The organism is Aeromicrobium halocynthiae, assembly GCF_039531385.1.
GTDB classification, from domain to species: domain Bacteria; phylum Actinomycetota; class Actinomycetes; order Propionibacteriales; family Nocardioidaceae; genus Aeromicrobium; species Aeromicrobium halocynthiae.
Genome location: NZ_BAAAPY010000002.1, coordinates 214,542 through 236,641, shown reverse-complemented (window position 1 = coordinate 236,641; position 22,100 = coordinate 214,542). Strand labels below are relative to the sequence as shown.

The window sequence follows — 22,100 nt, the reverse complement described above, 5'->3', positions numbered from 1 at the left end:
CGGGCCCATGCGAGGCGACCCCGGAGGCGGTGAGGTGCTCGGCCTGCTCGGCGTGGCCAACACGGTCGGCCTGTCGGTGCTGGAGCGACGCCGCGAGCACGCCCTGCTGCGGGCGCTCGGCCTCACGCGCCGCCAGCTGCGACGGGTGCTCGCCGCCGAGGGGTTGCTGCTGGCGCTGGTCGCCGCGCTGCTGGGGACCGGCATCGGTGTGCTGTACGGCTGGCTGGGGCTGGCGACGGTCATCGCGCCGACGCTCCCCTCGGCCGGGCTCGTCGTGCCGTGGGGGCAGCTGACGACGATCGTCGTCGTCGCAGCCGTCGCGGGTCTCGCCGCGTGCGTGCTCCCAGCACGTCGTGCCGCAGGCATCGCGCCGGCGCAGGGGCTGACGCTCGACTGAGCCTCGACCCGGCCCCGAGGTGCGGCAGACTCGCCGCATGAGCGACTCCACACTGACCTCCTTCTGGCGCGCGACCAACACCCTGCACGCGGTGGTGTACTTCGCACCCGACGCCAAGCAGCGCTACGAGGCGCTCGGGCTGAAGGGCTACTGGATGGGCTACTTCGCCTCACGCAGCGCCTCGCTCGGCACTCCGCCGGCCGACCTCGTCACCGCGACGTTCCACGGCTTCGCGCCGTCGATCGTCGAGCGAGCCATCCCCGACGCCTGGGGTCGGGTCGACCGCGACGCACTGCTCGCCGAGCGGGCCGCCGTCGCCGCCGACGCCCTGCGTCCTGGTCTCGAGGGCCACGACGTCGACGCGATGACGACCCGACTCGCGGGGATCGCCGCCGGGCTCGACGTCGCCGGCAAGCCCCTCGCCGCCGCGCAGCGCGAGCTCGACGCACCCGACGATCCGGTGCAGGCGTTCTGGCACCACCTCACCGTCGTGCGAGAGTTCCGCGGCGACTGCCACATCGCCGTGCTCATCGCCGCCGGACTCGGGGGCACCGCCGCCAACGCCCTGCAGGTGGCCGTCGGCAAGGCCCCGGCGGAGCAGCCGGCCCTGCGCGGCTGGGACGAGGCCGCGTGGGCGGCGGGCGTCGACGACCTACGCCGGCGCGGCTGGGTCGACGACGACGGCGTCGCCACCGACGCGGGCCGGCAGGCGCGCGAGCGCATCGAGGACGCCACCGACCGCGCCTGCGCCGCGTTCATGGACCGCGAGGCCACCGCGCACGCCGTCTCCGTGAGCGACGCCGTCCGTGCCGCCGCGCGCAGCGTCGTGGGCTCCGGCGTCGTCGCGTTCCCCAACCCCACCGGCAGCGCCCGCCCCTGACCCCTCGCGAGCCACTCCCTCCGGTCCCGACAGCCCTCGACGAGCACCCGCACCTGCGACTGGTGCGTTTGCGATCGCCGGGCGACGTCCGCCGGTGGCTCGCGACGCTCGGGCACCCGGCAGACTGACCCGTGTGACCGACAGTGCAGGGACCGACCCGACGAACCGCTCCCTGATCGACTCGTGGCGCTTCGCCGTCGGCACCCTCACCGTCATCCCCGTGAGCCCGCCACGCAGCGGTGACCGGGCGGTGTCCGGACCGGCGATGGTGCTCGCTCCGCTGGCCGTCGTCCCACTCGGCCTGCTGGTGGCACTGGTCTGCCTGGCCGGCCGCGAGCTCGGCCTTGCGTCGATCGGCGTCGCGGCCGCGGCCGTGGGGGCGCTCGCCCTCGGCAGCCGTGCCTTCCACCTCGACGGACTCGCCGACACCGCCGACGGCCTCACCGCCTCCTACGACGCCGAGCGGTCCCTCGCGGTCATGAAGACCGGCGACGTGGGCCCTGCCGGTGCCGGGGCACTCGTGCTCACCCTCGGGATGCAGGTCGGCGCGATCACCGCGTTGCTCGGACTCGACCACGGCCCGTGGTTGGCCGGGCTGATGGTCATCGTCTCCCGCGGGGTCCTGACGCTGACGTGCCTGCGTGGGGTGCCCGCAGCGCGCACCGGCGGGCTCGGTTCGGCGTCCGTCGGTGCCGTCCACCCGGCCGTGACCGTCGCCGTCTGGGTCGCGCTGACCGCAGCGATGTCGGCGATGTTCGTCGTCGGCGGCGAGGCGTGGTGGCGCGGACCCGTCAGTGCCGTCGTCGCGGTGGTCGTCGTCGCGATCGTCGTGCGGCGCGCGGTGAAGCGTCTCGGTGGCGTCACCGGTGACGTGTTCGGCGCGAGCATCGAGCTCGCCCTCGCCGCTCTGCTGCTCTCGGCGACGTAGGCCGTCAAGACGGGCTCAGAGCGAGAGGACGCGCCCGGCGACCACCAGCAGCACCTCGTCGCACTCGACCGCGAACCGCTGGTTGACGACGCCGAGCAGGTCGCGGAAGATCCGGCCCGACCGGTGCTCGGGGACGACGCCCATCCCCACCTCGTTCGTCACCACGACCACGGTCCGTTCGGTGCGGGCCATCGCGCGGACGGCGTCGTCGACCCGCGCCATCAAGACCGGCTCCCAGTCCTCGCGCACCTGGTCCCACCCGTCGAGCTCGTCGACCTGTGCGGTCAGCCACGTGCCGAGACAGTCGATCAGCACCGCGCCCTCGCCGTGCTTGATCGCGTCCGCGAGGTCGGTGGTCTCGAGCGTGCGCCAGTGCGACGGTCGACGGCCCTGGTGGACGGCGACCCGCGCGGCCCACTCCGGGTCGAGGTCCGGGTCGGCCGGCGGACCCGGTGCGACGTAGGTGACGACGTCCTCGGCGACGACGAGGGACTCCGCGTGGAACGACTTGCCCGAGCGCACGCCACCCGTCACGAGGACCTTCACCGGCCACCTCCGCTCCCGCCGTCGGACTCCGGATCCTACCGTCGCGGCGGGGCCCGGGACACCCCGCTGCAGCGCCCGTCCCGGTCCCGTCGGCAGGCCGAGTCCGCCGCGCCGGCCGCTCGCTCGGTCGACTGGACGCTCGAGGGGCTGCAGCAGCTCGTCATCGTCACGGCGGTGCCGTTCGCGCTGGTGATGCTGCTGATCATCGTCGCGTGGTGGCGCGACCTGCGCACCGACCCGCTCGCCCTGCGCCAGCGGTACGCCCACACCGCCATGAGCAACGCCGTCCTCGACGGCGTCGACCGCTACGGCGACGACTACACCGACTGGTACCGCCGCACCGACGAGAACGGCGACCCGTCGGTTACGACTACGCCACCGACACGTGGGCCGACGGGTGGAGCCCGGACGGGGAGGACGACGAGACCGGCCGCCGCTGACGTCGCGGCGCCGAACGAGCCTGCGTCAGGAGGCGGCGGGTGCGGTTCGCCGGAGCAGGAAGACGTCCATCACCCAACCCGCTCGCGCCTTGACGTCGGTGCGGGCCGCCTCGACGTCGTCGCGGACGTCGCCGACCCGACCCGCCACCAGCCGCTCGTGGGGCGTGCCGAGGTCGGCACCCCACCAGAGGTACCAGTCGTCGAGGCCGTCGAGGGCCACACCGCTGGTGAGCATCACGAGGACGTTGTCGGCACCGCCCGCGACGGCGTCGGCGAGGCGACGTTCGGTGGTGACGAGGATCGGCTGGCCCACCTCGTGCAGCACGATCCGGTGACGCGCGGCGAGCAGCTGCAGGGCCGAGATGCCGGGCAAGACGTCCCACGCGAACGTCACCCGGCCGCGCGCGAGGATCCGCTCGACGATGCGGATCGTGGAGTCGTAGAAGGCAGGGTCGCCCCACGTGAGGAACACGGCGTCGCCGTCACGGGCGAGCAGCTCGGCCTCGAAGGCCTCGGCGCGCGCATCGTGCCAGTCGGCGACGACCCGCTCATACCCGTCGCGAGTGGCGGTCGACGCCTTCCGGCGGTCGCGCTCGGGGTCGCGGACCGTCACGATCGGCAGGTCGGGTGCGTGCCGCGCGACGAGCGCCCGGCGCGCCTCGACGAGCGGGTCGTCGTCGCTCTTCCGCGCCACGAGGGCGAAGCGCGCCGCCCGCATCGCGGACACCGCCTCGACGGTCACCTGGTCGGGATGCCCGGCCCCGATCCCGACCACGCGCACCCGGCGCTCGCTCACTCCTCCCCCCGGCATGGGCGAGCGGTCACGAGGGGCGGTCCTCGAGGTCGCCCTCGACGTCGAGGTAGACCTGCTGCATCGCGGCGATCGTCTCCGGGTCCGGCTCGGCCCACAGGCCGCGGTCGGCGGCCTCGGAGAGCCGCTCGACGATGCCCCGCAGCGCCCACGGGTTCGACTGCTTCATGAACGCCTGGTTCGTCTCGTCCAGGACGTACTCCTGCGCGAGCTTCTCGTACATCCAGTCGTGCACGACGCCGGCCGTCGCGTCGAAGCCGAACAGGTAGTCCACCGTCGCCGCCAGCTCGAACGCACCCTTGTACCCGTGGCGCTGCATCGCGCCGATCCAGCGCGGGTTCACCACGCGGGCGCGGAAGACCCGTGCCGTCTCCTCGCCCAGGGTGCGGGTGCGCACCGCGTCCGGGGTGGTGGAGTCGCCGACGTAGGCCTTGGGCTCGCTGCCGGTCAGTGCACGCACCGTCGCGACCATGCCGCCGTGGTACTGGAAGTAGTCGTCGGAGTCGGCGATGTCGTGCTCGCGGGTGTCGATGTTCTTGGCCGCCACCTGGATGCGCCGGTAGTTGGTACGCATGTCCTCGGCCGCCGGCTCGCCGGACAGCTCGCGCCCGTACGCGAAGCCGCCCCACTGCGTGTACACCTCGGCGAGGTCGTCGTCGCTCTTCCAGTTGCCGGCCTCGACGACCTGCAGGATGCCCGCACCGTACGACCCGGGCGCCGAGCCGTAGATGCGGGTGGTGGCGCGACGCTCGTCGCCGTGCTCGGCGAGGTCGGCCTGCGCGTGCGCACGGACGAAGTTCTGGTCGTCGGGCTCGTCGAGCGCCGCGACCATGCGCACCGCGTCGTCGAGCATCTCGATGACGTGCGGGAACGCGTCGCGGAAGAACCCGGAGATGCGGACGGTGACGTCGATGCGCGGACGGCCCAGCTCCTCCAGCGAGACGACCTCCAGGCCGTTGACGCGACGCGAGGCCTCGTCCCACTCCGGACGGACACCGATGAGCGCGAGCACCTCGGCGATGTCGTCGCCCGACGTGCGCATGGCCGACGTGCCCCACACCGACAGTCCCACCGACCGCGGGTACTCCCCGGTGTCGGACAGGTGCCGCTCCAGCAGCGAGTCGGCCATCGCCAGTCCCGTGTCGTAGGCCAGGCGCGACGGGACGGCCCGCGGGTCGACGGTGTAGAAGTTGCGACCCGTGGGCAGCACGTTGACGAGCCCGCGCAGCGGCGAGCCCGACGGACCGGCTGGGATGAACCCGCCGTCGAGGGCGTGCAGCAGGTGGTCGAGCTCGTCGGTGGTGCGGTCCAGGCGCGGCACCACCTGGGTGGCGGCGAACTCCAGCACCTTCACCACCGTGGGGTCGTCGTGCAGGTGCGCCGCCGCCGACGGCTGCCAGTCCGCCTCCTCCATCGCCAGGACGAGTGACCGCGCCTGGGCCTCGATCTCGTCGATCGCGCCGAGCTGCTCGCTCCCCTCCTTGAGCCCGAGCGCCGAGCGCAACCCCGGGAGAGCACCGACCTCGCCGCCCCACACCTGCGTGGCGCGCAGCACCGCGAGCGTCAGGTTGACGCGCGCCTCGCCGGTCGGCGCCTGGCCGAGCACGTGCAGGCCGTCGCGGATCTGCGCGTCCTTGACCTCGCAGAGCCAGCCGTCGACGTGCAGCAGGAAGTCGTCGAACTCCTCGTCGTCGGGACGCTCGTCCAGGCCGAGGTCGCGGTGCATCTCCGCGGCGTGCATGAGCGTCCAGATCTGCTGACGGATCGCGGGCAGCTTGGCCGGGTCCATCGCGGCGATGTTGGCGTACTCGTCGAGCAGCTGCTCGAGCTTGGCGATGTCGCCGTAGGACTCCGCGCGCGCCATCGGCGGGACGAGGTGGTCGACGATCGTGGCGTGCGCGCGGCGCTTGGCCTGCGCGCCCTCACCGGGGTCGTTGACCAGGAACGGGTAGACGAGCGGCAGGTTGCCGATCGCGGCGTCCGTGGCGCACGACGCCGACAGCGCCGCGTTCTTGCCCGGCAGCCACTCCATCGAGCCGTGCTTGCCCAGGTGCACCACCGCGTGGGCCCCGAACCCGCCGTCGTCGACGCGCGCCTCCAGCCAGCGGTACGCGGCCAGGTAGTGGTGGCTGGGGGCGAGGTCGGGGTCGTGGTAGATCGCGACCGGGTTCTCCCCGAACCCGCGAGGCGGCTGGATCAGCAGCACCACGTTGCCCGCCTGGATCGTGGCGAGGACGATCTCGTCCGCGTCGTTGACGAACAACCGGCCCGGCGCCTCGCCCCACGCCTCGACGACGTCGTCCATGAGCGCAGACGGCAGGGCCGACGTCCAGCGACGGTAGTCGTCGGCGCCGATGCGGACGTGGCTGTCGGTGAGCTGGGCGTTCGTCAGCCACTCCTCGTCCTGCCCGCCGGCGTCGATGAGGGCGTGGATGAGCGCGTCGCCCGCGGCGGTGTCGTCCTCCATCGCCAGAATCGAGTGGACCGGACCGTCCGTCGGTCCGAGGTCGTATCCCGCGTCGCGCAGTCGTCGCAGCAGGCGCACCGTCGAGACGGGGGTGTCGAGTCCGACGGCGTTGCCGACACGGCTGTGCTTGGTCGGGTAGGCCGACAGCATCAGCGCGAGGCGTCGCTGCGACGTCGGCGTGTGCCGCAGCCGGGCGTGGTTGACGGCGATGCCGGCCACGCGGGCGCACCGCTCGGCGTCGGCGACGTAGCGGGGCAGGCCGTCCTCGTCGATCTCCTTGAAGGAGAACGGCGCGGTGATGATGCGCCCGTCGAACTCGGGGATCGCGATCTGGTTGGCCGAGTCCAGCGGCGTGACGCCGTCATCGTTCGCCTCCCACTCCTCGCGGCTCGACGTCAGGCACAGGCCCTGCAGGATCGGGATGTCGAGCGCGGCCATCCGCTCGACGTCCCACGCCTCGTCGTCGCCGCCGGCGCTCGCCGAGCCGGGCGTCGTGCCGCCCGCCGCAAGGACGGTGACGACCAGCGCGTCGAGCGTGCCGAGCTCGGCGTAGAGCTCGTCGGGAGCCGAGCGCAGCGAGGAGCTGAAGATCGGGACGCCGACCGCCTCGCCCGTCGCGTCGATCGCGTCGGCGAGGGCGTGGGCGAAGCCGGCGTTGCCGCTCGCCTCGTGCGCCCGGTAGTACAGGACTCCCACCCGGGCCTTGCCGTCGACATCGGCACCGGCCTCGCCCTCTTCTGCCGGCCTCGGGGCAAGGCCCCACGCCGGGACGGCGGCGGGCGGCTCGAAGCCCTCACCGGTCAGCAGGACGGTGTCGGAGAGGAACGCGTGCATCTGCGCGAGGTTCGCCGGACCGCCCTCGGCGAGGTAGACGTGCGCGTCGGCGGCGACGCCGATCGGGACGGTCGACATCTCCATGAGCTCGGCGTTCGGCGTCTGCTCGCCGCCGAGGACCACCATCGGCGTGCCGGTGTCGCGGATGCGCGCGAAGCCCGTGCACAGGTCCTGCGGTGAGCCGAGGATGCGAGCCACCACGAGGTCGGCCGACTCGATCGTCGCGGCCATGTCCTGGTGGCCGGGGCGGGCGGGATTCAGGTAGACGTAGTCCGCGCCGCTGGCCCTCGCGGAGAGCAGGTCGGTGTCGGACGTCGAGAGCAGCGCGATGCGCGTCATGGTTCCTCCTCGGGGTTCTCGCCCCGTTCGGCGGGCGTCGTCGCGGCGGTGTCTGGCTGGACCCGAGGGCCTCACAGTGGCGGAACCGCGCAGGACTCTCACCTGCTTCCCGTGACCCGCGACGACGGATCGGGGTCAGCCTAGGGCACGGTGCCCGCAGGGGGAACGGTCTGCCTCCACCCGCGGCCGGTGCTGCGGCGCCAGGACGCAGTCGCCGCAGTACCCACCGCCCGGGAGCCGGTAGTACAGGCAGCAGGACCGGCGCACGAACGGCTCGCCGGGCAGGGCCGCGTCGGCGAGCGCCGGGTGGTGCAGCAGCCGCGTGCGGAGGGCACCCGCTGCGCCGGCGAGGTCGGGCCGGCTCCGCGCCGCCAGGCGCAGGGATCCGTCGACGGCTGACGCGAGGTTGCCTCGCAGGACGGTCCTGCTCAGGCGGTGCCGGTCTGCAAGGAGGTCGACCAGCGGCAGGAGGAGCCGGCCGAGGGTCTCGTCGAGGGCGTCGCGGGTCCAACGCGTCGCGCTGAGCGGCACGGTGCCGGGCGTGCCCGGCCGCCAGCGCAGGGCGTCGACGGCCGGTCCCGGGAGGTCGAGGAGGGTGGCGCCCAGCGCCGGCGAGAGGAGCCGGGCGAAGAGTCCGAGCGACGCGGTCGACGCCGCGACGCGCGGCTCGACGTCGGCGCCTGCCATGCCAGACAGTGCCGCCCCGACGGTCTCGACGCGCCGTCCGAGCACCGCGGGATCGAGCAGGTCCGTGACCGGGTGCCAAGGACCGGGATCGCTGGCCGGCTGCACCGCGAAGAACTCCCCGAGGCGGGCCAGCACGCGGCGTACCTCGTGCTCGTCCATCGCCCCATGGTGCCGCACGTGGTGGGCGGGCGAGCCGTCGATCCCACCCCAAACCACCGAGACTCGACGTATCGAGACCGCCACCCTGCCGGCGGACACTCAGGTGCGGTCCTCCAGGAACGCGAGGGTGCGACGCATCGCGTCGGGCCAGTCGGCGGCGAAGGTGTGGTCCTCGCGGTCGTAGACGCGCAGCGTCACGTCGGCCCCCTCCTCGGTGAGGATCCGCTCGCTCTCACGTGTAGGTGCGCGACGACAGGTCCGCGTAGAACTCCGGTGACTCCTCCGGGGAGCCCCATCGCTCCCGCATCGCCTCGACCCGCTCGGGCCGGTTGGGCTCGGTGAACTGGCGGAGGTTGTCGACGAAGTCGCTGCTCACAGAGGCGTGCACCACCGCCGCGTCCACCACGTCCGGCTCCATCACCAGCGCGTTGAGCGTCACCCCGCCGCCCATCGAGCGGCCGAACATCGCCACCCGGTCCGGGTCGACGACGTCCAGCTCACGCAGTCTTGGCCGCGGCGAGCCGTGGTTGAGCACGACCGCCGGGAACGGACCGTCGCCGACGGGCTCGAGCAGCACGCCGGAGGCGGTCGTCTCGTCGCTGCGGTACGTCACCTCCCGGCGCGTGTATGCGCCGCGGTCCTCGACCGGGCCGACGCGCTCGAGTCGTCCGCCGCGGACGGGGCGCTCGAACCGTGCCGGCAGCGACACGTCGTCGAACGTCGGCTGCGGTGTCGGCTGCCGTGGGCCTCACAGGTCGAGCATCCCCGCGAGCACCCGAACCTGCCGCCCGTCAGGCGCTGGCCGGGCGATCGGCGAAGACCACCTGTGGCACGAGCCAGACGTAGACGATCATCGCGAGCAGCTCGACGAGCGACTGCGTCACGACCACGATCGGCACGATCTCCCAGCCGGCCGGCAGCGCCAGCGCGAGCGGCAGCACGATGAAGGAGTTGCGCGTCCCCATCGTGAACGCGAGCGTCCGGCCCTGCTCCAGCGGCAGCCGGACGAGGGTCGCCAGCAGGCGGGCCGCGCCGAGTGCGAGGGCGAGGTAGGCACCCGCCACGAGCCCGACGACCGCGAGGACGTCGAGGGAGCCGCGCACCGCGCCGACGTTCGCCGTGGCGACGGCGAGGATCACGGTCGCGAGCAGCGGCACCGGCCACCAGCCGAGCCGCTCGACCCACGCCTCCCGCGGCCCGCCCGCGGCGCCACCGCGCCCCACTCGCACCGTCAGCACCGCCAGCACCAAGGGCACCAGCACGACGAGCACCGCCGGCCAGACCTCGCGAGCGGGCACCACGACGCCGAGGTCGACGTCGGTGAGCAGCCAGAGGTAGGCGGGGAGCAGCATCAGCTGCACGAGCAGCGACACCGGCGCGAACGCCGTGGCCCGCACGGCGTCGGCCCGCCCCAGCTGGGCGAAGGTGATGAACCAGTCCGTGCACGGCACCACGAGCACGAGCACCAGGCCGAAGCGCAGCATCGGGTCGTCCGGGGTCAGTGGCAGCAGCGCCGCGACGAGTGCCGGGACGACGACGAAGTTCCCGGCCAACGCGGTCACGAGGAACCGCCGGTCCGCGAAGGCGGCACCGAGGGAGCCCAGCGGCAGCTGGGTGAACGTCGCGTAGAGCAGCAGGGCGAGCAGCGGCCACAGCGCCGGCTCGACCCACCGGTCGGCGTCGTCCCACCGCGAGCCGAGACCGAGGCCGACGAGCAGCGCGGCGAGGTACCACCAGACCTGGTGACGCTCGAGACGGTCGCGGCTCATCCCTGCGACTCTAGGCGCGCGGGCGCCCGGCCCCGTCAGCCGGACCGTGCGCCGGACGCGGGCGGCGAGTGCCTACGACGCGACGTAGGACCTCCCGATCACGTCGGATACCGTGGCGCCATGCTGCGGTGGCACCTGACGTCCGGCGCTGCGCGCTGGGTGCGCGGCGGCGTCGTCGCCGCGCTCACCGTCGGTCTGGGCACCGGCGCGCACGTCGCCGCCGGGGGGCACGCCCCGCCCGTCACGCTGCTGGCGCTCGTGACCATCGTGTTGACCGGCCTGGCCGTGGCCGTCGCGGGACGCCGGTTCGACGCGTCCGGCCTGCTCGGGCTGTTCCTGCTCGCCCAGACGGGCATCCACCTCACGGCGATGGCCGCCGCGCCGCACGGCTCGATGACCGACCCGGCGATGATCGCCACGCACGTCCTCGCGGCCGCGGCCCTCGTGCTCGTCGTGCTGCACGGCGAACGCGCCCTGCTCGCGTCGCTGGACCACCTGCTGCCACGCATCCGCGCGGACCGGACATCCGCACCACGGCCGCGGGCGACCGTCGTCGCCTGCTCGCCGCGTCCGCTCGTCGGCTCCGCGGCTCCCGCCGACCTCCTCGGTCGGGCCCCGCCCGTCCCCTCCTGAGCACCCGACCCATCGGGCGGCCGGCGGCCGCCCATCATCCCTCAGGAGAGACACCCATGCCCACGACCCGAACGGGTCGCTCGGTGCTGGTGCTGCTGCTCGCTACCCTGCCCCTGCTGTGGGGCACGTCCGCGACCGCGCACAGTGCACTGATCGACTCCGACCCCGAAGCCGACAGCAGCATCGAGGCGCTCCCCGAGCGCATCACCCTCACCTTCAACGAACCGCTCAACGACATCGGCCCCGCCATGATCGTCCGCCAGGGCGAGGAGACCGTGGCCGAGCTGGAGCCGCAGATCGACGGACCGGTCGCCAGCGCCGAGAGCCCCACCGACCTGCCCCCGGGCGACTACGACGTCGTCTGGCGCGTCGTGTCCGCCGACGGCCACCCGGTCAGCGGCACCATCTCGTTCACGCTCGCCGGGGACGCGTCTGCGCCGGACGAGACGGCACCGGAGCCCGGGTCCGAGACCACCGAGGAGACCGCTCCGGAGTCGGCGCCGACCGACGAGGCCGTCGCCGACGACGACACCGAACCCGCGGCCGCGAGCTCCACGCCCTGGCTGATCCTCGGCGCGGTGGCGCTCCTCGCGGCCGCCGCGCTCGTCCTGCTGCTCCTGCGGCGCCGCCGGGACAACGACGACACGTCCGACGACACCGCGGCACCGACCCTCACGGACCCGAAGGACCCGTCATGACCATCACCCGCACCCTCGGCGCCGCCGCGGACGAGGACGGCCAGATGGTCATGCAGGAGAAGGAGGTCGGCATCGTCGTGCCCGCCGGCGGCAGCCACGAGCTGTCCCCCGGCGGCGACCACCTGATGCTGCTCGACCTGCCCGCGGACATCGAGCCCGGGCAGGACGTGCGCGTCACGCTGACGTTCTCCGACGACTCGACGATGTCGTTCACCGCGCCCGCGCGGTCGTTCGCCGGCGCGAACGAGGACTACGACCCCGAGGGTGGGGACGCGCACGACGACCATGACCACTGACCCGTCCGACGGGTCCGGTCGCAGTCGGAGTGGCCGCCGGGTCGGCCGGCGCCCGTCCGGGCGTCGCCACGGCTCCACAGACCCACGCGACGTTCGTCGCGTTCGACCTTCGGGAGGGCATCAACATCGACCGCCTCGACGACCGCTGGAACGACGGCGACCTGCTGCTGCAGGTGTGCGCCGACGACGAGCTGGCCGTCCGCCATGCCGTGCGCCTGCTGTCCAAGGAGGCGCGGACGTTCGTGACGGTCCGCTGGGTCCAGCACGGGTTCCGCGGACCGACCGGCGGCGAACGCCGCCCCCGCAACCTCATGGGCCAGGTCGACGGCACCGCCAACCCGGCACCGGGCGAGCTGGACGACCTCGTGTGGGTCTCCGAGCGGACCCGGTCGCAGTTCGGCGAGCAGCCGGACTGGCTGCTCGGCGGCACCACGATGGTCGTGCGGCGCATCGCGATGAACCTCGACACGGGGGACGAGCTCGACCTGGAGGCCGTCGGCCCGAACGGGCTGGAGGTCATCGGCCCGTTCGCGCACGTGCGACGCGCCCGCACCGACGACCGGAGCCAACGCTTCCTGCGCCGGCCCTACAACTTCGACGACCCGCCACTGGCCTGCCCGGCGTGCGACCGGGCCAGATGCTCGGCGCCGCCCTGCTCGCCTGACCGGTCTCTCACACCACCCGCCGTGGACACGCCGGTGCGGGGGTCGCTAGCGTGTGCCGTGCCAGTCAAGGGAATCCGGTGAGAATCCGGAGCTGACGCGCAGCGGTGTGGATGGCGGGACGAGCGTGACGCCACTGGGTCCTCGGACCTGGGAAGGTGCTCGCCCCAGGTGATCCGAGTCCGAAGACCTGCTGGCACTTCCACCCACCGGGTCTCGCGATCGGACCCCCGAGGCAAGGACTGCCATGTCCCGTCCCCAGATCACCCTGCCCTCGCGCCTGCTCCTGGGCGCCCTCACCGCCGCGCTGCTCGCCGGTTGCGGGAGCTCGGCCGGTGCCGACGGAGCGGACGCTCCCGTCTCCGCGGACGGCTTCCCCGTCACCATCGAGAACTGCGGCCGCGACGTCGCCGTCGAGCAGCCACCCGAGCGCATCGTCTCGCTCAACCAGGGCTCCACGGAGATCCTGCTCTCCCTCGGCCTGGCCGACCGCGTCGCCGGCGCCTCCGGCTGGACCGACCCGATCCTGCCCTCGTTGGAGGAGGCCAACGCCTCCGTCGAGCGGCTCGCCGACCAGGCCCCGTCCTACGAGGACGTGCTGGCCGCCGAGCCCGATCTCGTGACCGCGTCGTTCACCGGGACGCTCGGTCCCGGCGGCGTCACGACGCCGGACCAGCTGGCTCGGCTCGACGTGCCCGCCTACCTGTCGGCCGCGGAGTGCGACAAGAGCGAGGCAGGCAACACCGACGGCGCCCGCGAGGGCACCCTCGAGCTCGAGACGATCCTGCAGGAGGTCACCGACCTCGCCGCGATCACCGGCGTCCCGGAACAGGGCGAGGAGCTGGTCGCGGACCTGCGAGCACGCTTCGACGCGGCCGCCGAGGTCGACGCCTCCGGTGTGTCCGCCCTGTTCTGGTTCGCGAACGCCGAGTCCCCCTACATGGCGGGCTGCTGCGGCGGACCCGGGATCGTCGCGCGTGCCCTCGGGCTGGAGAACGTCTTCGACGACACCAGCGACGAGTGGCCGCAGATCGGCTGGGAGACCGTCGCCGACCGTGACCCCGACGTCATCGTCCTCGGCGACCTGACCCGCCGCAGCCAGACCGCGGAGACGGCAGAGGCGAAGATCCGCTTCCTGGAGACGAACCCGGCCACCCGTGAGATGACGGCGGTGCGCGAGGGCCGCTACATCTCCCTCGCCGGGGCGGAGCTGAACCCCTCGATCCGCATCGTCGACGCGCTCGAGGCGGTGGCAGACGGTCTGCGCCGGCACGGACTCGTCGACTGACGCCGTGCTCGCCACCCGGACCCGGCCGGCCCTGGCCCGCCCCGCCCTGTTGTGGCCACTCGGCGGAGTCGTGCTGCTCCTGTCGATCGCCACGGCGACGACCATCGGGCCGTCCGGCCTCGGACCGTCCGACGCGTTCGCCGTCACCGTCGCCAAGCTCGGCGGTCCGGAGTCCGGTCTCAGTCGCATCGCCGAGAGCATCATCTGGGACCTGCGGCTCCCCCGTGCCGTGCTCGCGGCCGTCTGCGGCGCGGGGCTCGCACTGTGCGGGGTCGTGCTGCAGTCGCTGCTGCGCAACCCGCTCGCCGACCCGTTCGTCCTCGGGGTCTCCTCGGGCGCCTCCACCGGCGCGGTCACGATCGTCGTGCTCGGCGTCGGTGCCGGGTCGGTGGGCCTGGCCTCCGGCGCCTTCCTCGGCGCGCTGCTCGCCTTCGGGCTGGTCCTCGTGCTCGGCATGGCCGCCGGCGGCACCACCGAACGGGTGATCCTCGCCGGGGTCGCCGCCACGCAGCTGTTCGCGGCCCTGACGTCGTTCATCGTGTTCGTCGCCGCCGACGCCGAGCAGACCCGCGGCGTGCTGTTCTGGCTGCTCGGCTCCCTCAGCAACGCGACCTGGCGCGAGGTGGTGGTCGTCGGCGCGTGCGTGCTCGTCGGGATCGTCGCCTGCCTGCTCACCGCCGCTGGCCTCGACGCGTTCATGTTCGGCGAGGACTCCGCCGCGTCGCTCGGCGTGTCCGTGCTGCGGCTGCGGATCGTGCTGCTCGTCGTCACGGCGCTGGTCACCGCCGTCATCGTCTCCACGTCGGGTGCCATCGGCTTCGTCGGCCTGGTGCTGCCCCACGCGGCACGGGCGATCGTCGGCACCCGGCACGGGCTGCTCGTGCCGACCGCCACCCTCATGGGCGCGATCTTCCTCGTCTGGGTCGACACGGCGGCACGCGTCGTCATCGCTCCGCAGGAGCTGCCCGTGGGCGTCGCGACGGCGCTGGTCGGCGTGCCGGCGTTCGTCGTCATCCTGATGCGCAGGTCCCGGCGGTGAGTCGTCAGGGACTGCACGCCGACCGCGTCTCCTGGTCCGCGGGCGGACGCGTCGTCGTCGACGACGTGCACCTCGTCGCCGCCCCCGGGTCGACCATCGGCCTCCTCGGTCCGAACGGCTCTGGCAAGTCGTCGCTGCTGCGGCTGCTGGCCGGGCTGCGGCCGACGAGCAGCGGCGTCGTGCGGCTCGGCGAGGAGGACGTCGCCCGGATGTCTCGGCGGACGGTCGCCCGGCGGCTCGCGCTCGTCGACCAGGAACGGTCGGTCGACACCGAGCCGAGCGTCGCGGACGTCATCGGGCTGGGACGGCTCCCGCACCGTCCCCCGTGGGCACCCGTCTCCGCGCGCGACGTCGAGGTGGTCCGTCGGTGCGCGGCCACCACCCGCACCGAGCACCTGCTCGAGCGCCGCTACTCCACGCTCTCCGGCGGTGAGCGGCAGCGTGTGCAGATCGCCCGCGCCCTCGCCCAGGAGCCGACGGAGCTGTTGCTCGACGAGCCCACCAACCACCTCGACGTCCGCCACCAGCTCGAGCTCCTGGCGCTCGTCGCAGCGGCAGAGACCACCACCGTCATGGCGCTGCACGACCTCAACCTCGCCGCCGAGCACTGCGACCAGCTGGTCCTGCTGCAGCACGGTCGCGTACGGGCGGCGGGACCGCCGACGGCCGTCGTCACACGAGACCTCGTGGCCGAGGTGTTCGACGTCGAGGCGGTCGTCACCGTCGACGACGGCACGCCGCACGTGCGCTTCCTGAGGGCCCGATGAGCGGCCCGGCGGTCACGGGCGTGACGGCGCGACGTCACCCTCCGGCGTGGCGGGTCCACGGCACACGTGATCATGAGGGGTGCGCGGCCCCCTCCCGCGCCGAACGGATCGTGAGGTGGTGACGGTGGAACGCGAACGTGCCGACCGGTGCCCCGGGGTGCTGCGGCCCTGGATCGCCGACGACGGTGCCCTCGTGCGCCTGCGGCTCGTCGGCGGGGCGCTGTCCACCCAGCAGCTGGCCGACCTCCTGCTCGTCTCCGGCCGTTTCGGTGACGGCGACGTGCACCTGACGCGCCGCGCCAACCTGCAGGTGCGCGGGGTGCCCCACACCGGTGGCGAGGCCGACCCGGCGTTCGTCGAGGCGGTCGTCGCCACGGGCCTGCTGCCGTCGCGGTCGCACGAGCTGGTGCGCAACATCATGGTCTCCCCGCTGACCGGCCGCCTGGGTGGTCGCGCCGACCTGCGTCCCGTGGCCGCGAGCCTGGATGCCCTGGTCTGCGCCGACCCCGACCTCGCCGACCTGTCGGCGAGGTTCCTCTTCGTCCTCGACGACGGCCGCGGCGACGTCGCCGGCCGTCCGCTCGACCTCGGCGCGATGGCGGTCGACGCGACCCACGCCCAGCTGCGCGTCGGCGAGCACTGGGGTGAGGTCGTCGCGCTCGACGACGTGCCGCAGGCCCTCGTCGGTCTTGCGCACCGCTTCCGCCACCTGCGCGGACCCGTTGACACGGACGCCCTCGAGGGTTCGAGCGCGCCGTGGCACGTCGCCGAGCTCGACGACGCCGGGGTCGCGATGCTCGACCTCCACCACGCCCGCGACCTGCGCACGCAGGTCAAGGCCCTGCCCCTGCCCGTCGGCCCCCTCGCCCAGGACGACGGCCGCACCGCGCTGCACGTCGACGTGCCGGACGGACTGCTCACCCACGACCTCGCCACGCGGGTGCTCGCCGAGGCCGGCCGCGACGTCGTGGTCACGCCCTGGCGCACCCTGGTGCTGCCCGACCTGGAGACCGCATGACCACCCTGAGGCCCCCGACGCGACGCTACGACTACGAGAGCATCGGCTCGGCGATCTACGACGACTCCTTCGCCACGATCCGCTCCGAGACCGACCTCTCCGGCGTCCCCGCCTCGGCCGAGAAGGTCGCGGTGCGGATGATCCATGGCACCGGACAGACCGACCTCGTCCGCGACCTCGTCGTCCACCCCGAGCTGGCGCCCGCGGCCCGCGAGGCGCTCGAGGCCGGCGCGCCCGTCCTGTGCGACGCGCACATGGTGGCCTCCGGCGTCACCCGGGCGCGCCTGCCGAAGGACAACGACGTCGTCTGCCTGCTGCGCGACCCGCGCGTGCCCGACCTGGCGCGCACGTGGGGGACGACGCGGTCGGCGGCCGCCGTCTCGCTGTGGGTCAACCGGCTCGAGGGGGCCGTGGTGGCGATCGGCAACGCGCCGACGGCGCTGTTCCACCTGCTGGAGATGCTCGTCGACGGCGCTCCGCGGCCGGCGGCGATCGTCGGGGTGCCGGTGGGCTTCATCGGCGCTGCGGAGTCCAAGGACGCGCTCGCCTCGTTCGCGGCCGACCACGGCATCGACGTCCCGTTCGTGACGGTGCGCGGTCGTCGCGGCGGCTCGGCGATGGCGGCGTCGGCGCTCAACGCCCTCGCCCAGGAGCGGGAGTGACCTCCCCCGTGGACGGCCCCGGGCGGCTCTTCGGCGTCGGCGTGGGGCCGGGCGACCCGGAGCTCATCACCCGCAAGGCGGCCCGGTTGATCGCGGCGGCCGACGTCGTCGCGTACCACCAGGGCGTCGGCAAGCGGTCCAACGCGCGGCGGATCGCTGACGACCTCGTGCCCGCGGGCGTCGTCGAGGAGGTCCTGCAGTACCCGGTCACGACGGGCACGACCGACCACCCGGGCGGCTACCCCGGGGCGATGGCCGACTTCTACGCCGAGTGCGCCGAGCGGCTGGCTGCCCATCTCGACGCAGGACGCGACGTCGTCGTCCTCGCCGAGGGCGACCCGCTCTTCTACGGCTCGTACATGTACCTGCACGACCGGCTGGCCGCCGACGCCGGTGGCCGGTTCGAGGCGGAGGTCGTGCCCGGGGTGCCGGCGCTCGCGGCGGCGTCAGCGACGGCGGCCCTGCCGCTCGTGCGTCAGACCGACGTGCTGACGGTGCTGCCCGGAACGCTCCCGGAGCCCGAGCTGGCGCGACGCCTCGCCGACACCGACGGTGCCGTGATCATGAAGCTGGGACGCACGTTCCCTGCTGTGCGGCGCGCCCTCGAGGCTGCGGGCCGGCTCGACGACGCCGTCTACGTCGAGCGGGCCTCGATGGCCGCGGAGCGCTCGATGCCCGTCGCGGACGTCGACGCCGACTCGGTGCCCTACTTCTCGATCATCGTGGTGCCGGGCGACGGCGTCGGCGCGAGGTACGACGATCCGTCCGATCCTCGACCATCGCCCGTCATCGAGCACGACACACCCGCCGAGCTCCTCGTCGTCGGCCTCGGCCCGGGTCCCGACGGCTGGCTGACGCCGGAGGTGACGCGAGCGCTCGGGGACGTCGACCACGTCGTCGGGTACGGACCGTACGTCAACCGGGTGCCGCAGCGTCCCGGGCTGACGCGGCACGCCTCGGGCAACACCGTCGAGGTCGACCGCGCCCGCGCCGCGCTCGAGCTGGCCGCACGCGGCGAGAAGGTCGCAGTGGTCTCCGGCGGCGACGCGGGGGTCTTCGGGATGGCGTCGGCGGTCTTCGAGGCCGCCGAGGATCCTGCGCTCGCGCACGTCCCGGTCCGGGTGCTGCCGGGCGTCTCGGCGGTGCAGGCGGTGGCCGCCCGTGCGGGGGCGCCCGTGGGAGCCGACTTCGCGGTGATGAGCCTGTCGGACCGCCTGAAGCCGTGGTCGGTCGTGGAGCGACGCCTGCGTGCGGTGGCCGAGGCCGACCTCGTCCTCGCCGTCTACAACCCGCGCTCGCGCTCGCGCACCACCCAGGTGGCGGACCTGCAGCAGATCATGCTCGAGCACAGGGCAGCGGAGACGGTGGTCGTGGTGGGCCGCGACGTCGGGCGCGAGGAGGAGTCCCTGACCGTCACCACCCTCGCCGACCTCGACCCGGAGTCCATCGACATGAAGTGCCTGCTCATCATCGGCGCCTCCACCACCCGCGTCGACCCCGCCGGCCGGGTCTGGACCCCCCGGTTCGTCACCCCCTGACCGGGACCGCGGTTTACCACGGTCCCAAGGAAAGCTTGTTCTTCCCGTGGCAGATCTGCCACGGGAACTGACAGGATGCCGTGGGAACTCGTCCGAGCGCTGAGCCGGTTCTCTTGTCAAGCCCGGGGACGGCTGCGTCGGGCCGCCGCCCGGCGGACACACACCGAGCTGACCTGCACGAGGGCATCATGGGACGTCGTCGGGCACAACCCTCGGCAACTGTGTTCTTCCCGCGGCAGATCTGCCGCGGGGAGTGAGGCTCTCCCTTGGGACCGTGGTAAACCGCAGTCAGCGGCGCTTGGCGGCGCGGTCGCGATCGGCGGAGTAGAGGAAGGACTCCGAGCCGTCGGGGCGGCCCAGGGCGGGGCCGACGAGGATGACGGCGGCCTGGCGCAGGTCCGCGGCCTCGACCTGGTCGGCGATGTCGGCCAGCGTCCCGCGCAGCACGACCTCCTGCTCCTGCGACGCGTTCGCCACCACCGCGACGGGTGTCTCCGCCCCGAGCCGCTCGGCCAGGCGAGCCGCGAGGTCGCGCGTGCGGGTGATCGCCAGGTGCAGGGCGATGGTCGCGCCGGTGGCGGCGAACGCCTCCAGGGACTCCCCGTCGGGCATCGCCGTCGAGCGTGCCTGCGTGCGGGTCAGGACCACCGACTGCACCACCTCCGGCACCGTCAGCTCGGCCCCGAGCCGCGCCGCGGCGGCCGCGTAGGCCGGGACGCCCGGGGTGACGTCCCACGGCACGCCGGCCTCGTCGAGGCGACGGGTCTGCTCGTGCAGCGCCGAGTACAGCGACGGGTCACCCGAGCACAGCCGCACGACCTCCAACCCGGCGCGGTGCGCACCCACCAGCTCCTCGGTGATCGCGTCGAGGTCGAGGTCCTGCGTGTCGACCCGACGTGCGTCGTCGCGGCAGTGAGCCAGGACGGCGTCGACGTAGGTACCCGCGTAGACGCAGACGTCGGCCGCCTCCAGCAGCCGCACGGCTCGCAGGGTCAGCAGGTCGGCCGCCCCAGGTCCGGCGCCGACGAAGTGGACGCTCACGCGCGTCCGTCCGACCCGCCGTCCGCGTCGGGCGACTCGACGGTCGACTGCTGCTCGTCGCGGCTCGGCAGGGGCTCGGCGAGACCGTCGCCCGCGGCGTCGGCGAACGGCTCCTCGGACGACGGCGTCGCCTCCGCGTCGTCGTCCGACGCGACCGGCACCGCGTCGTCCTCGGGCTTGGTGGCCGCCCACTGGGTGATGGCGCGCGCGGGCGTCCAGCCGGTGAAGCGACCGATGGGCTCGACGTGCTCGACGTGCAGGCGGGTGAGCTCGCCGCCGTGAAGCGTGAACCACTCCGCCAGGAGCCGCTCGGTCTCCAGCGTCACGCCGTGCACGACGATGCGACCTCCCGGTCGCAGCGCGCGCCAGCAGGTCGACAGCAGGCCCGGGTCGGTGGCGCCGCCGCCGACGAAGACCGCCACCGGTGTCTCGAGCGACTCCAGCGCGTCCGGGGCGCGACCGACGACGACCTCGACGTCCGGCACCCCGAGGGTGTCGGCGTTGCGGGCGATGCGCTCGGCGCGCTCGGGGAGGGACTCGATGGCGATCGCCCGGGTCGACGGGGCGTGCCGCGACCACTCGATCGCGACCGAGCCGGCGCCGGACCCGACGTCCCACAGCAGTCCCTCGTCGGGGGCGAGGCGGGCGATGGCGCTGGCCCGGACGTCACGCTTGGTGATCTGGCCGTCGTGCTCGAACGCGTCGTCGGGGAGTCCGGGGACCGCCGGGAGGGTGTGGCCACCGGAGCTGTGCACCTCGACGGTGACGAGGTTGAGCTGCGGTGACGCGTCGTCACCCCACGAGGCGGCGAGCCCGTGCCGGACGGACTCCTGCGGCCCCCCGAGCTCGGCGTGCACGCTCATCGCCGACGCGCCGAACCCGGCGCGGGACAGCTCGGCGGCCAGCACCGCCGGGGTGCCGCCGTCGGCGGAGAGGACGACGGCTCGCTGACCCTCGCGCAGCTGACGCAGCAGGCGCTGGTGGTCCCGCACGACCATGACGTCGTCACCGGCCCAGCGCATCCGCGCGAGCGCCAGGGAGACCGACGAGATGCCGGGCAGGACGGTGACGGCCTCGGGACCGAGGAGGTCGACGAGCGTGCTGCCGATGCCCGCGAGCATCGGGTCCCCGGACCCGAGCGCGACGACGTCTCCCTCGAGGGAGTCGAGCAGCTCGGGCAGGCTCTCTCGCAACGGTGAGGGCCAGGCGATGCGCTGTCCTCTGACGAGCTCGGGCAGCAGCTGCAGGTGCCGCTCCCCGCCGAGGACGACGTCCGCGCCCTTCACAGCGTCGCGACGACGACGGTCCAGCCCGTCCCAGCCGTCCGCGCCGATGCCCACGACCACGATGTGCTTGCCCATGGCCGGACAGTATCCGACCCGGGGGATCGCTCCGACGGTCCCACCCGCCCCACCGGCACCACCCGGCATCGCCCGTGCGGCCACCATCTGGACCGACCTCGTCCGAACGGGACCCCCCACGGGTAGCCTGAGGTCGTCCAACAGCTCGAGGTGCCCCGTCCGTCCAGGCGGCCGGGGAGAATCGGGAAGCCGGTGAGAGTCCGGCACAGGGTCCGCTGCGGTGACCCGCCCACCGGCCACGTGGTCGCAGGCGGGAAGTCCGAAGACCGGCCTCGGGCTGAACGCATGGCAGATCGAGCGGGAGCCCTCATGCCACAGCACTATCCGTTCAGCGCCGTCGTCGGTGCCGACCCCGACGACCTCGGCGACATGGCCCTCGCCCTCGTCCTCACGACCGTCTCCCCCGCGGTGGGCGGCGTGCTCGTCCGCGGCGAGAAGGGCACCGCGAAGTCGACGATGGTGCGCGCGCTCGCCGCGGTGCTGCCACCGATCGACGTGATCGCGGGCGACAGGTTCTCCACCGACCCGCTCGAGCGCGAGCCGATCTCGCCCGACGGACCGTTCGGTCCCGACACCGCCGTCGAGACGCGGCCGGTGCGGCTGGTCGAGCTGCCCGTGGGCGCCACCGAGGACCGCGTGCTCGGTTCGCTGCACCTGGAGAAGGCGCTCAGCGAGGGCGTCACCGCCTACGAGCCCGGGCTGCTGGCCCGGGCGCACCGCGGCATCCTCTACGTCGACGAGGTGAACCTGCTGCACGACCACCTCGTCGACCTCCTGCTCGACGCGGCCGCGATGGGCCGGGCCACGGTCGAGCGCGACGGTGTCTCGGTCGAGCACGCG

22 protein-coding genes and 3 riboswitches are annotated in these 22,100 nt (G+C 73.6%); of the genes, 14 read left to right on the top strand and 8 right to left on the bottom strand.

The window, feature by feature from the left end:
• The first annotated feature begins 7 nt into the window (after positions 1-7).
• From ABD213_RS05180 to ABD213_RS05170, 3 genes are all read left to right on the top strand, one after another.
• Complete coding sequence (locus ABD213_RS05180) at positions 8-397, top strand: FtsX-like permease family protein (protein WP_344325365.1); 390 nt, start codon at positions 8-10, stop codon at positions 395-397.
• Between the two features lie 37 nt (positions 398-434).
• Entirely contained in the window at positions 435-1,277 is an 843-nt protein-coding gene (locus tag ABD213_RS05175; protein WP_344325362.1) for an SCO6745 family protein, read from the top strand.
• 133 nt (positions 1,278-1,410) lie between these two features.
• On the top strand, positions 1,411-2,205 hold the full coding sequence (locus tag ABD213_RS05170; RefSeq protein WP_344325359.1) for an adenosylcobinamide-GDP ribazoletransferase: 795 nt from the start codon (positions 1,411-1,413) through the stop codon (positions 2,203-2,205).
• Positions 2,206-2,220: 15 nt separating this feature from the next.
• Here ABD213_RS05170 and cobU read toward each other — a convergent pair whose 3' ends face one another.
• The 6 genes from cobU to ABD213_RS05140 all read right to left on the bottom strand — a co-directional run bounded on the left by cobU (position 2,221) and on the right by ABD213_RS05140 (position 10,257).
• Positions 2,221-2,751, bottom strand: coding sequence for a bifunctional adenosylcobinamide kinase/adenosylcobinamide-phosphate guanylyltransferase (gene cobU / locus ABD213_RS05165; protein ID WP_344325356.1), 531 nt, complete (start codon positions 2,749-2,751; stop codon positions 2,221-2,223).
• A gap of 465 nt (positions 2,752-3,216) precedes the next feature.
• Positions 3,217-3,987 (bottom strand): precorrin-6A synthase (deacetylating), encoded by a 771-nt coding sequence (gene cobF, locus ABD213_RS05160; protein ID WP_344325353.1) that lies wholly within the window; start codon positions 3,985-3,987, stop codon positions 3,217-3,219.
• Positions 3,988-4,012: 25 nt separating this feature from the next.
• Positions 4,013-7,642, bottom strand: a complete 3,630-nt coding sequence (gene cobN / locus ABD213_RS05155) for a cobaltochelatase subunit CobN (protein WP_344325350.1) — start codon at positions 7,640-7,642, stop codon at positions 4,013-4,015.
• 26 nt (positions 7,643-7,668) lie between these two features.
• A riboswitch (cobalamin riboswitch) is annotated at positions 7,669-7,779 on the bottom strand.
• The gene (locus tag ABD213_RS05150; RefSeq protein WP_344325347.1) at positions 7,778-8,488 is read right to left on the bottom strand and encodes a (2Fe-2S)-binding protein; all 711 of its coding nucleotides are present in this window, start codon (positions 8,486-8,488) and stop codon (positions 7,778-7,780) included. It overlaps the preceding riboswitch by 2 nt.
• 232 nt (positions 8,489-8,720) lie before the next feature.
• The gene (locus ABD213_RS05145) at positions 8,721-9,197 is read right to left on the bottom strand and encodes an alpha/beta hydrolase family protein (protein ID WP_344325344.1); all 477 of its coding nucleotides are present in this window, start codon (positions 9,195-9,197) and stop codon (positions 8,721-8,723) included.
• Positions 9,198-9,279: 82 nt separating this feature from the next.
• Complete coding sequence (locus ABD213_RS05140) at positions 9,280-10,257, bottom strand: arsenic resistance protein (protein ID WP_344325341.1); 978 nt, start codon at positions 10,255-10,257, stop codon at positions 9,280-9,282.
• A 120-nt stretch (positions 10,258-10,377) separates the two neighbouring features.
• Between ABD213_RS05140 and ABD213_RS05135 the strand changes: the two genes are divergently transcribed.
• From ABD213_RS05135 to ABD213_RS05090, 10 genes are all read left to right on the top strand, one after another.
• Entirely contained in the window at positions 10,378-10,890 is a 513-nt protein-coding gene (locus ABD213_RS05135) for a hypothetical protein (RefSeq protein WP_344325338.1), read from the top strand.
• 56 nt (positions 10,891-10,946) lie between these two features.
• The gene (locus tag ABD213_RS05130; RefSeq protein WP_344325335.1) at positions 10,947-11,588 is read left to right on the top strand and encodes a copper resistance CopC family protein; all 642 of its coding nucleotides are present in this window, start codon (positions 10,947-10,949) and stop codon (positions 11,586-11,588) included.
• On the top strand, positions 11,585-11,884 hold the full coding sequence (locus ABD213_RS05125; protein ID WP_344325332.1) for a copper chaperone PCu(A)C: 300 nt from the start codon (positions 11,585-11,587) through the stop codon (positions 11,882-11,884). The genes ABD213_RS05130 and ABD213_RS05125 overlap by 4 nt, the downstream gene beginning before the upstream one ends.
• A gap of 29 nt (positions 11,885-11,913) precedes the next feature.
• On the top strand, positions 11,914-12,630 hold the full coding sequence (locus tag ABD213_RS05120; protein ID WP_344325329.1) for a Dyp-type peroxidase: 717 nt from the start codon (positions 11,914-11,916) through the stop codon (positions 12,628-12,630).
• Positions 12,594-12,758, top strand: a riboswitch (cobalamin riboswitch). Its footprint overlaps the gene before it by 37 nt.
• Positions 12,759-12,793: 35 nt before the next feature.
• Complete coding sequence (locus ABD213_RS05115) at positions 12,794-13,834, top strand: ABC transporter substrate-binding protein (protein ID WP_344325326.1); 1,041 nt, start codon at positions 12,794-12,796, stop codon at positions 13,832-13,834.
• Between the two features lie 4 nt (positions 13,835-13,838).
• Positions 13,839-14,873, top strand: coding sequence for a FecCD family ABC transporter permease (locus ABD213_RS05110; RefSeq protein ID WP_344325323.1), 1,035 nt, complete (start codon positions 13,839-13,841; stop codon positions 14,871-14,873).
• Positions 14,870-15,640 carry an ABC transporter ATP-binding protein gene (locus tag ABD213_RS05105; RefSeq protein ID WP_344325320.1) on the top strand — a complete coding sequence of 257 codons (771 nt, stop codon included), beginning with the start codon at positions 14,870-14,872 and terminating at the stop codon, positions 15,638-15,640. The genes ABD213_RS05110 and ABD213_RS05105 overlap by 4 nt, the downstream gene beginning before the upstream one ends.
• Positions 15,641-15,764: 124 nt before the next feature.
• Complete coding sequence (locus tag ABD213_RS05100) at positions 15,765-16,658, top strand: nitrite reductase (RefSeq protein ID WP_344325317.1); 894 nt, start codon at positions 15,765-15,767, stop codon at positions 16,656-16,658.
• Positions 16,655-17,320, top strand: a complete 666-nt coding sequence (locus ABD213_RS05095) for a precorrin-8X methylmutase (RefSeq protein ID WP_344325314.1) — start codon at positions 16,655-16,657, stop codon at positions 17,318-17,320. Before ABD213_RS05100 ends, ABD213_RS05095 begins: the two co-directional genes overlap by 4 nt.
• On the top strand, positions 17,317-18,858 hold the full coding sequence (locus ABD213_RS05090) for a precorrin-2 C(20)-methyltransferase (protein ID WP_344325311.1): 1,542 nt from the start codon (positions 17,317-17,319) through the stop codon (positions 18,856-18,858). Before ABD213_RS05095 ends, ABD213_RS05090 begins: the two co-directional genes overlap by 4 nt.
• Before the next feature lie 288 nt (positions 18,859-19,146).
• Here the strand turns inward: ABD213_RS05090 and ABD213_RS05085 are convergent, their stop codons facing one another.
• Complete coding sequence (locus ABD213_RS05085; RefSeq protein WP_344325308.1) at positions 19,147-19,899, bottom strand: cobalt-precorrin-4/precorrin-4 C(11)-methyltransferase; 753 nt, start codon at positions 19,897-19,899, stop codon at positions 19,147-19,149.
• Complete coding sequence (cbiE, locus tag ABD213_RS05080; protein ID WP_344325305.1) at positions 19,896-21,260, bottom strand: precorrin-6y C5,15-methyltransferase (decarboxylating) subunit CbiE; 1,365 nt, start codon at positions 21,258-21,260, stop codon at positions 19,896-19,898. The genes ABD213_RS05085 and cbiE overlap by 4 nt, the downstream gene beginning before the upstream one ends.
• Positions 21,261-21,391: 131 nt before the next feature.
• Positions 21,392-21,549, top strand: a riboswitch (cobalamin riboswitch).
• 20 nt (positions 21,550-21,569) lie between these two features.
• Here cbiE and ABD213_RS05075 point away from each other — a divergent pair.
• The coding region (locus ABD213_RS05075; RefSeq protein WP_486303321.1) for a magnesium chelatase ATPase subunit I at positions 21,570-22,100 on the top strand (531 nt) is incomplete at its 3' end.

Coding starts and splice junctions, on each gene's coding strand:
- cbiE (WP_344325305.1), bottom strand. CDS start 21,260: ATGGGCAAGCACATCGTGGTCGTGGGCATCGGCGCGGACGGCTGGGAC.
- ABD213_RS05180 (WP_344325365.1), top strand. CDS start 8: ATGCGAGGCGACCCCGGAGGCGGTGAGGTGCTCGGCCTGCTCGGCGTG.
- ABD213_RS05175 (WP_344325362.1), top strand. CDS start 435: ATGAGCGACTCCACACTGACCTCCTTCTGGCGCGCGACCAACACCCTG.
- ABD213_RS05140 (WP_344325341.1), bottom strand. CDS start 10,257: ATGAGCCGCGACCGTCTCGAGCGTCACCAGGTCTGGTGGTACCTCGCC.
- ABD213_RS05150 (WP_344325347.1), bottom strand. CDS start 8,488: ATGGACGAGCACGAGGTACGCCGCGTGCTGGCCCGCCTCGGGGAGTTC.
- ABD213_RS05135 (WP_344325338.1), top strand. CDS start 10,378: ATGCTGCGGTGGCACCTGACGTCCGGCGCTGCGCGCTGGGTGCGCGGC.
- ABD213_RS05115 (WP_344325326.1), top strand. CDS start 12,794: ATGTCCCGTCCCCAGATCACCCTGCCCTCGCGCCTGCTCCTGGGCGCC.
- cobN (WP_344325350.1), bottom strand. CDS start 7,642: ATGACGCGCATCGCGCTGCTCTCGACGTCCGACACCGACCTGCTCTCC.
- ABD213_RS05095 (WP_344325314.1), top strand. CDS start 16,655: ATGACCACCCTGAGGCCCCCGACGCGACGCTACGACTACGAGAGCATC.
- ABD213_RS05130 (WP_344325335.1), top strand. CDS start 10,947: ATGCCCACGACCCGAACGGGTCGCTCGGTGCTGGTGCTGCTGCTCGCT.
- ABD213_RS05125 (WP_344325332.1), top strand. CDS start 11,585: ATGACCATCACCCGCACCCTCGGCGCCGCCGCGGACGAGGACGGCCAG.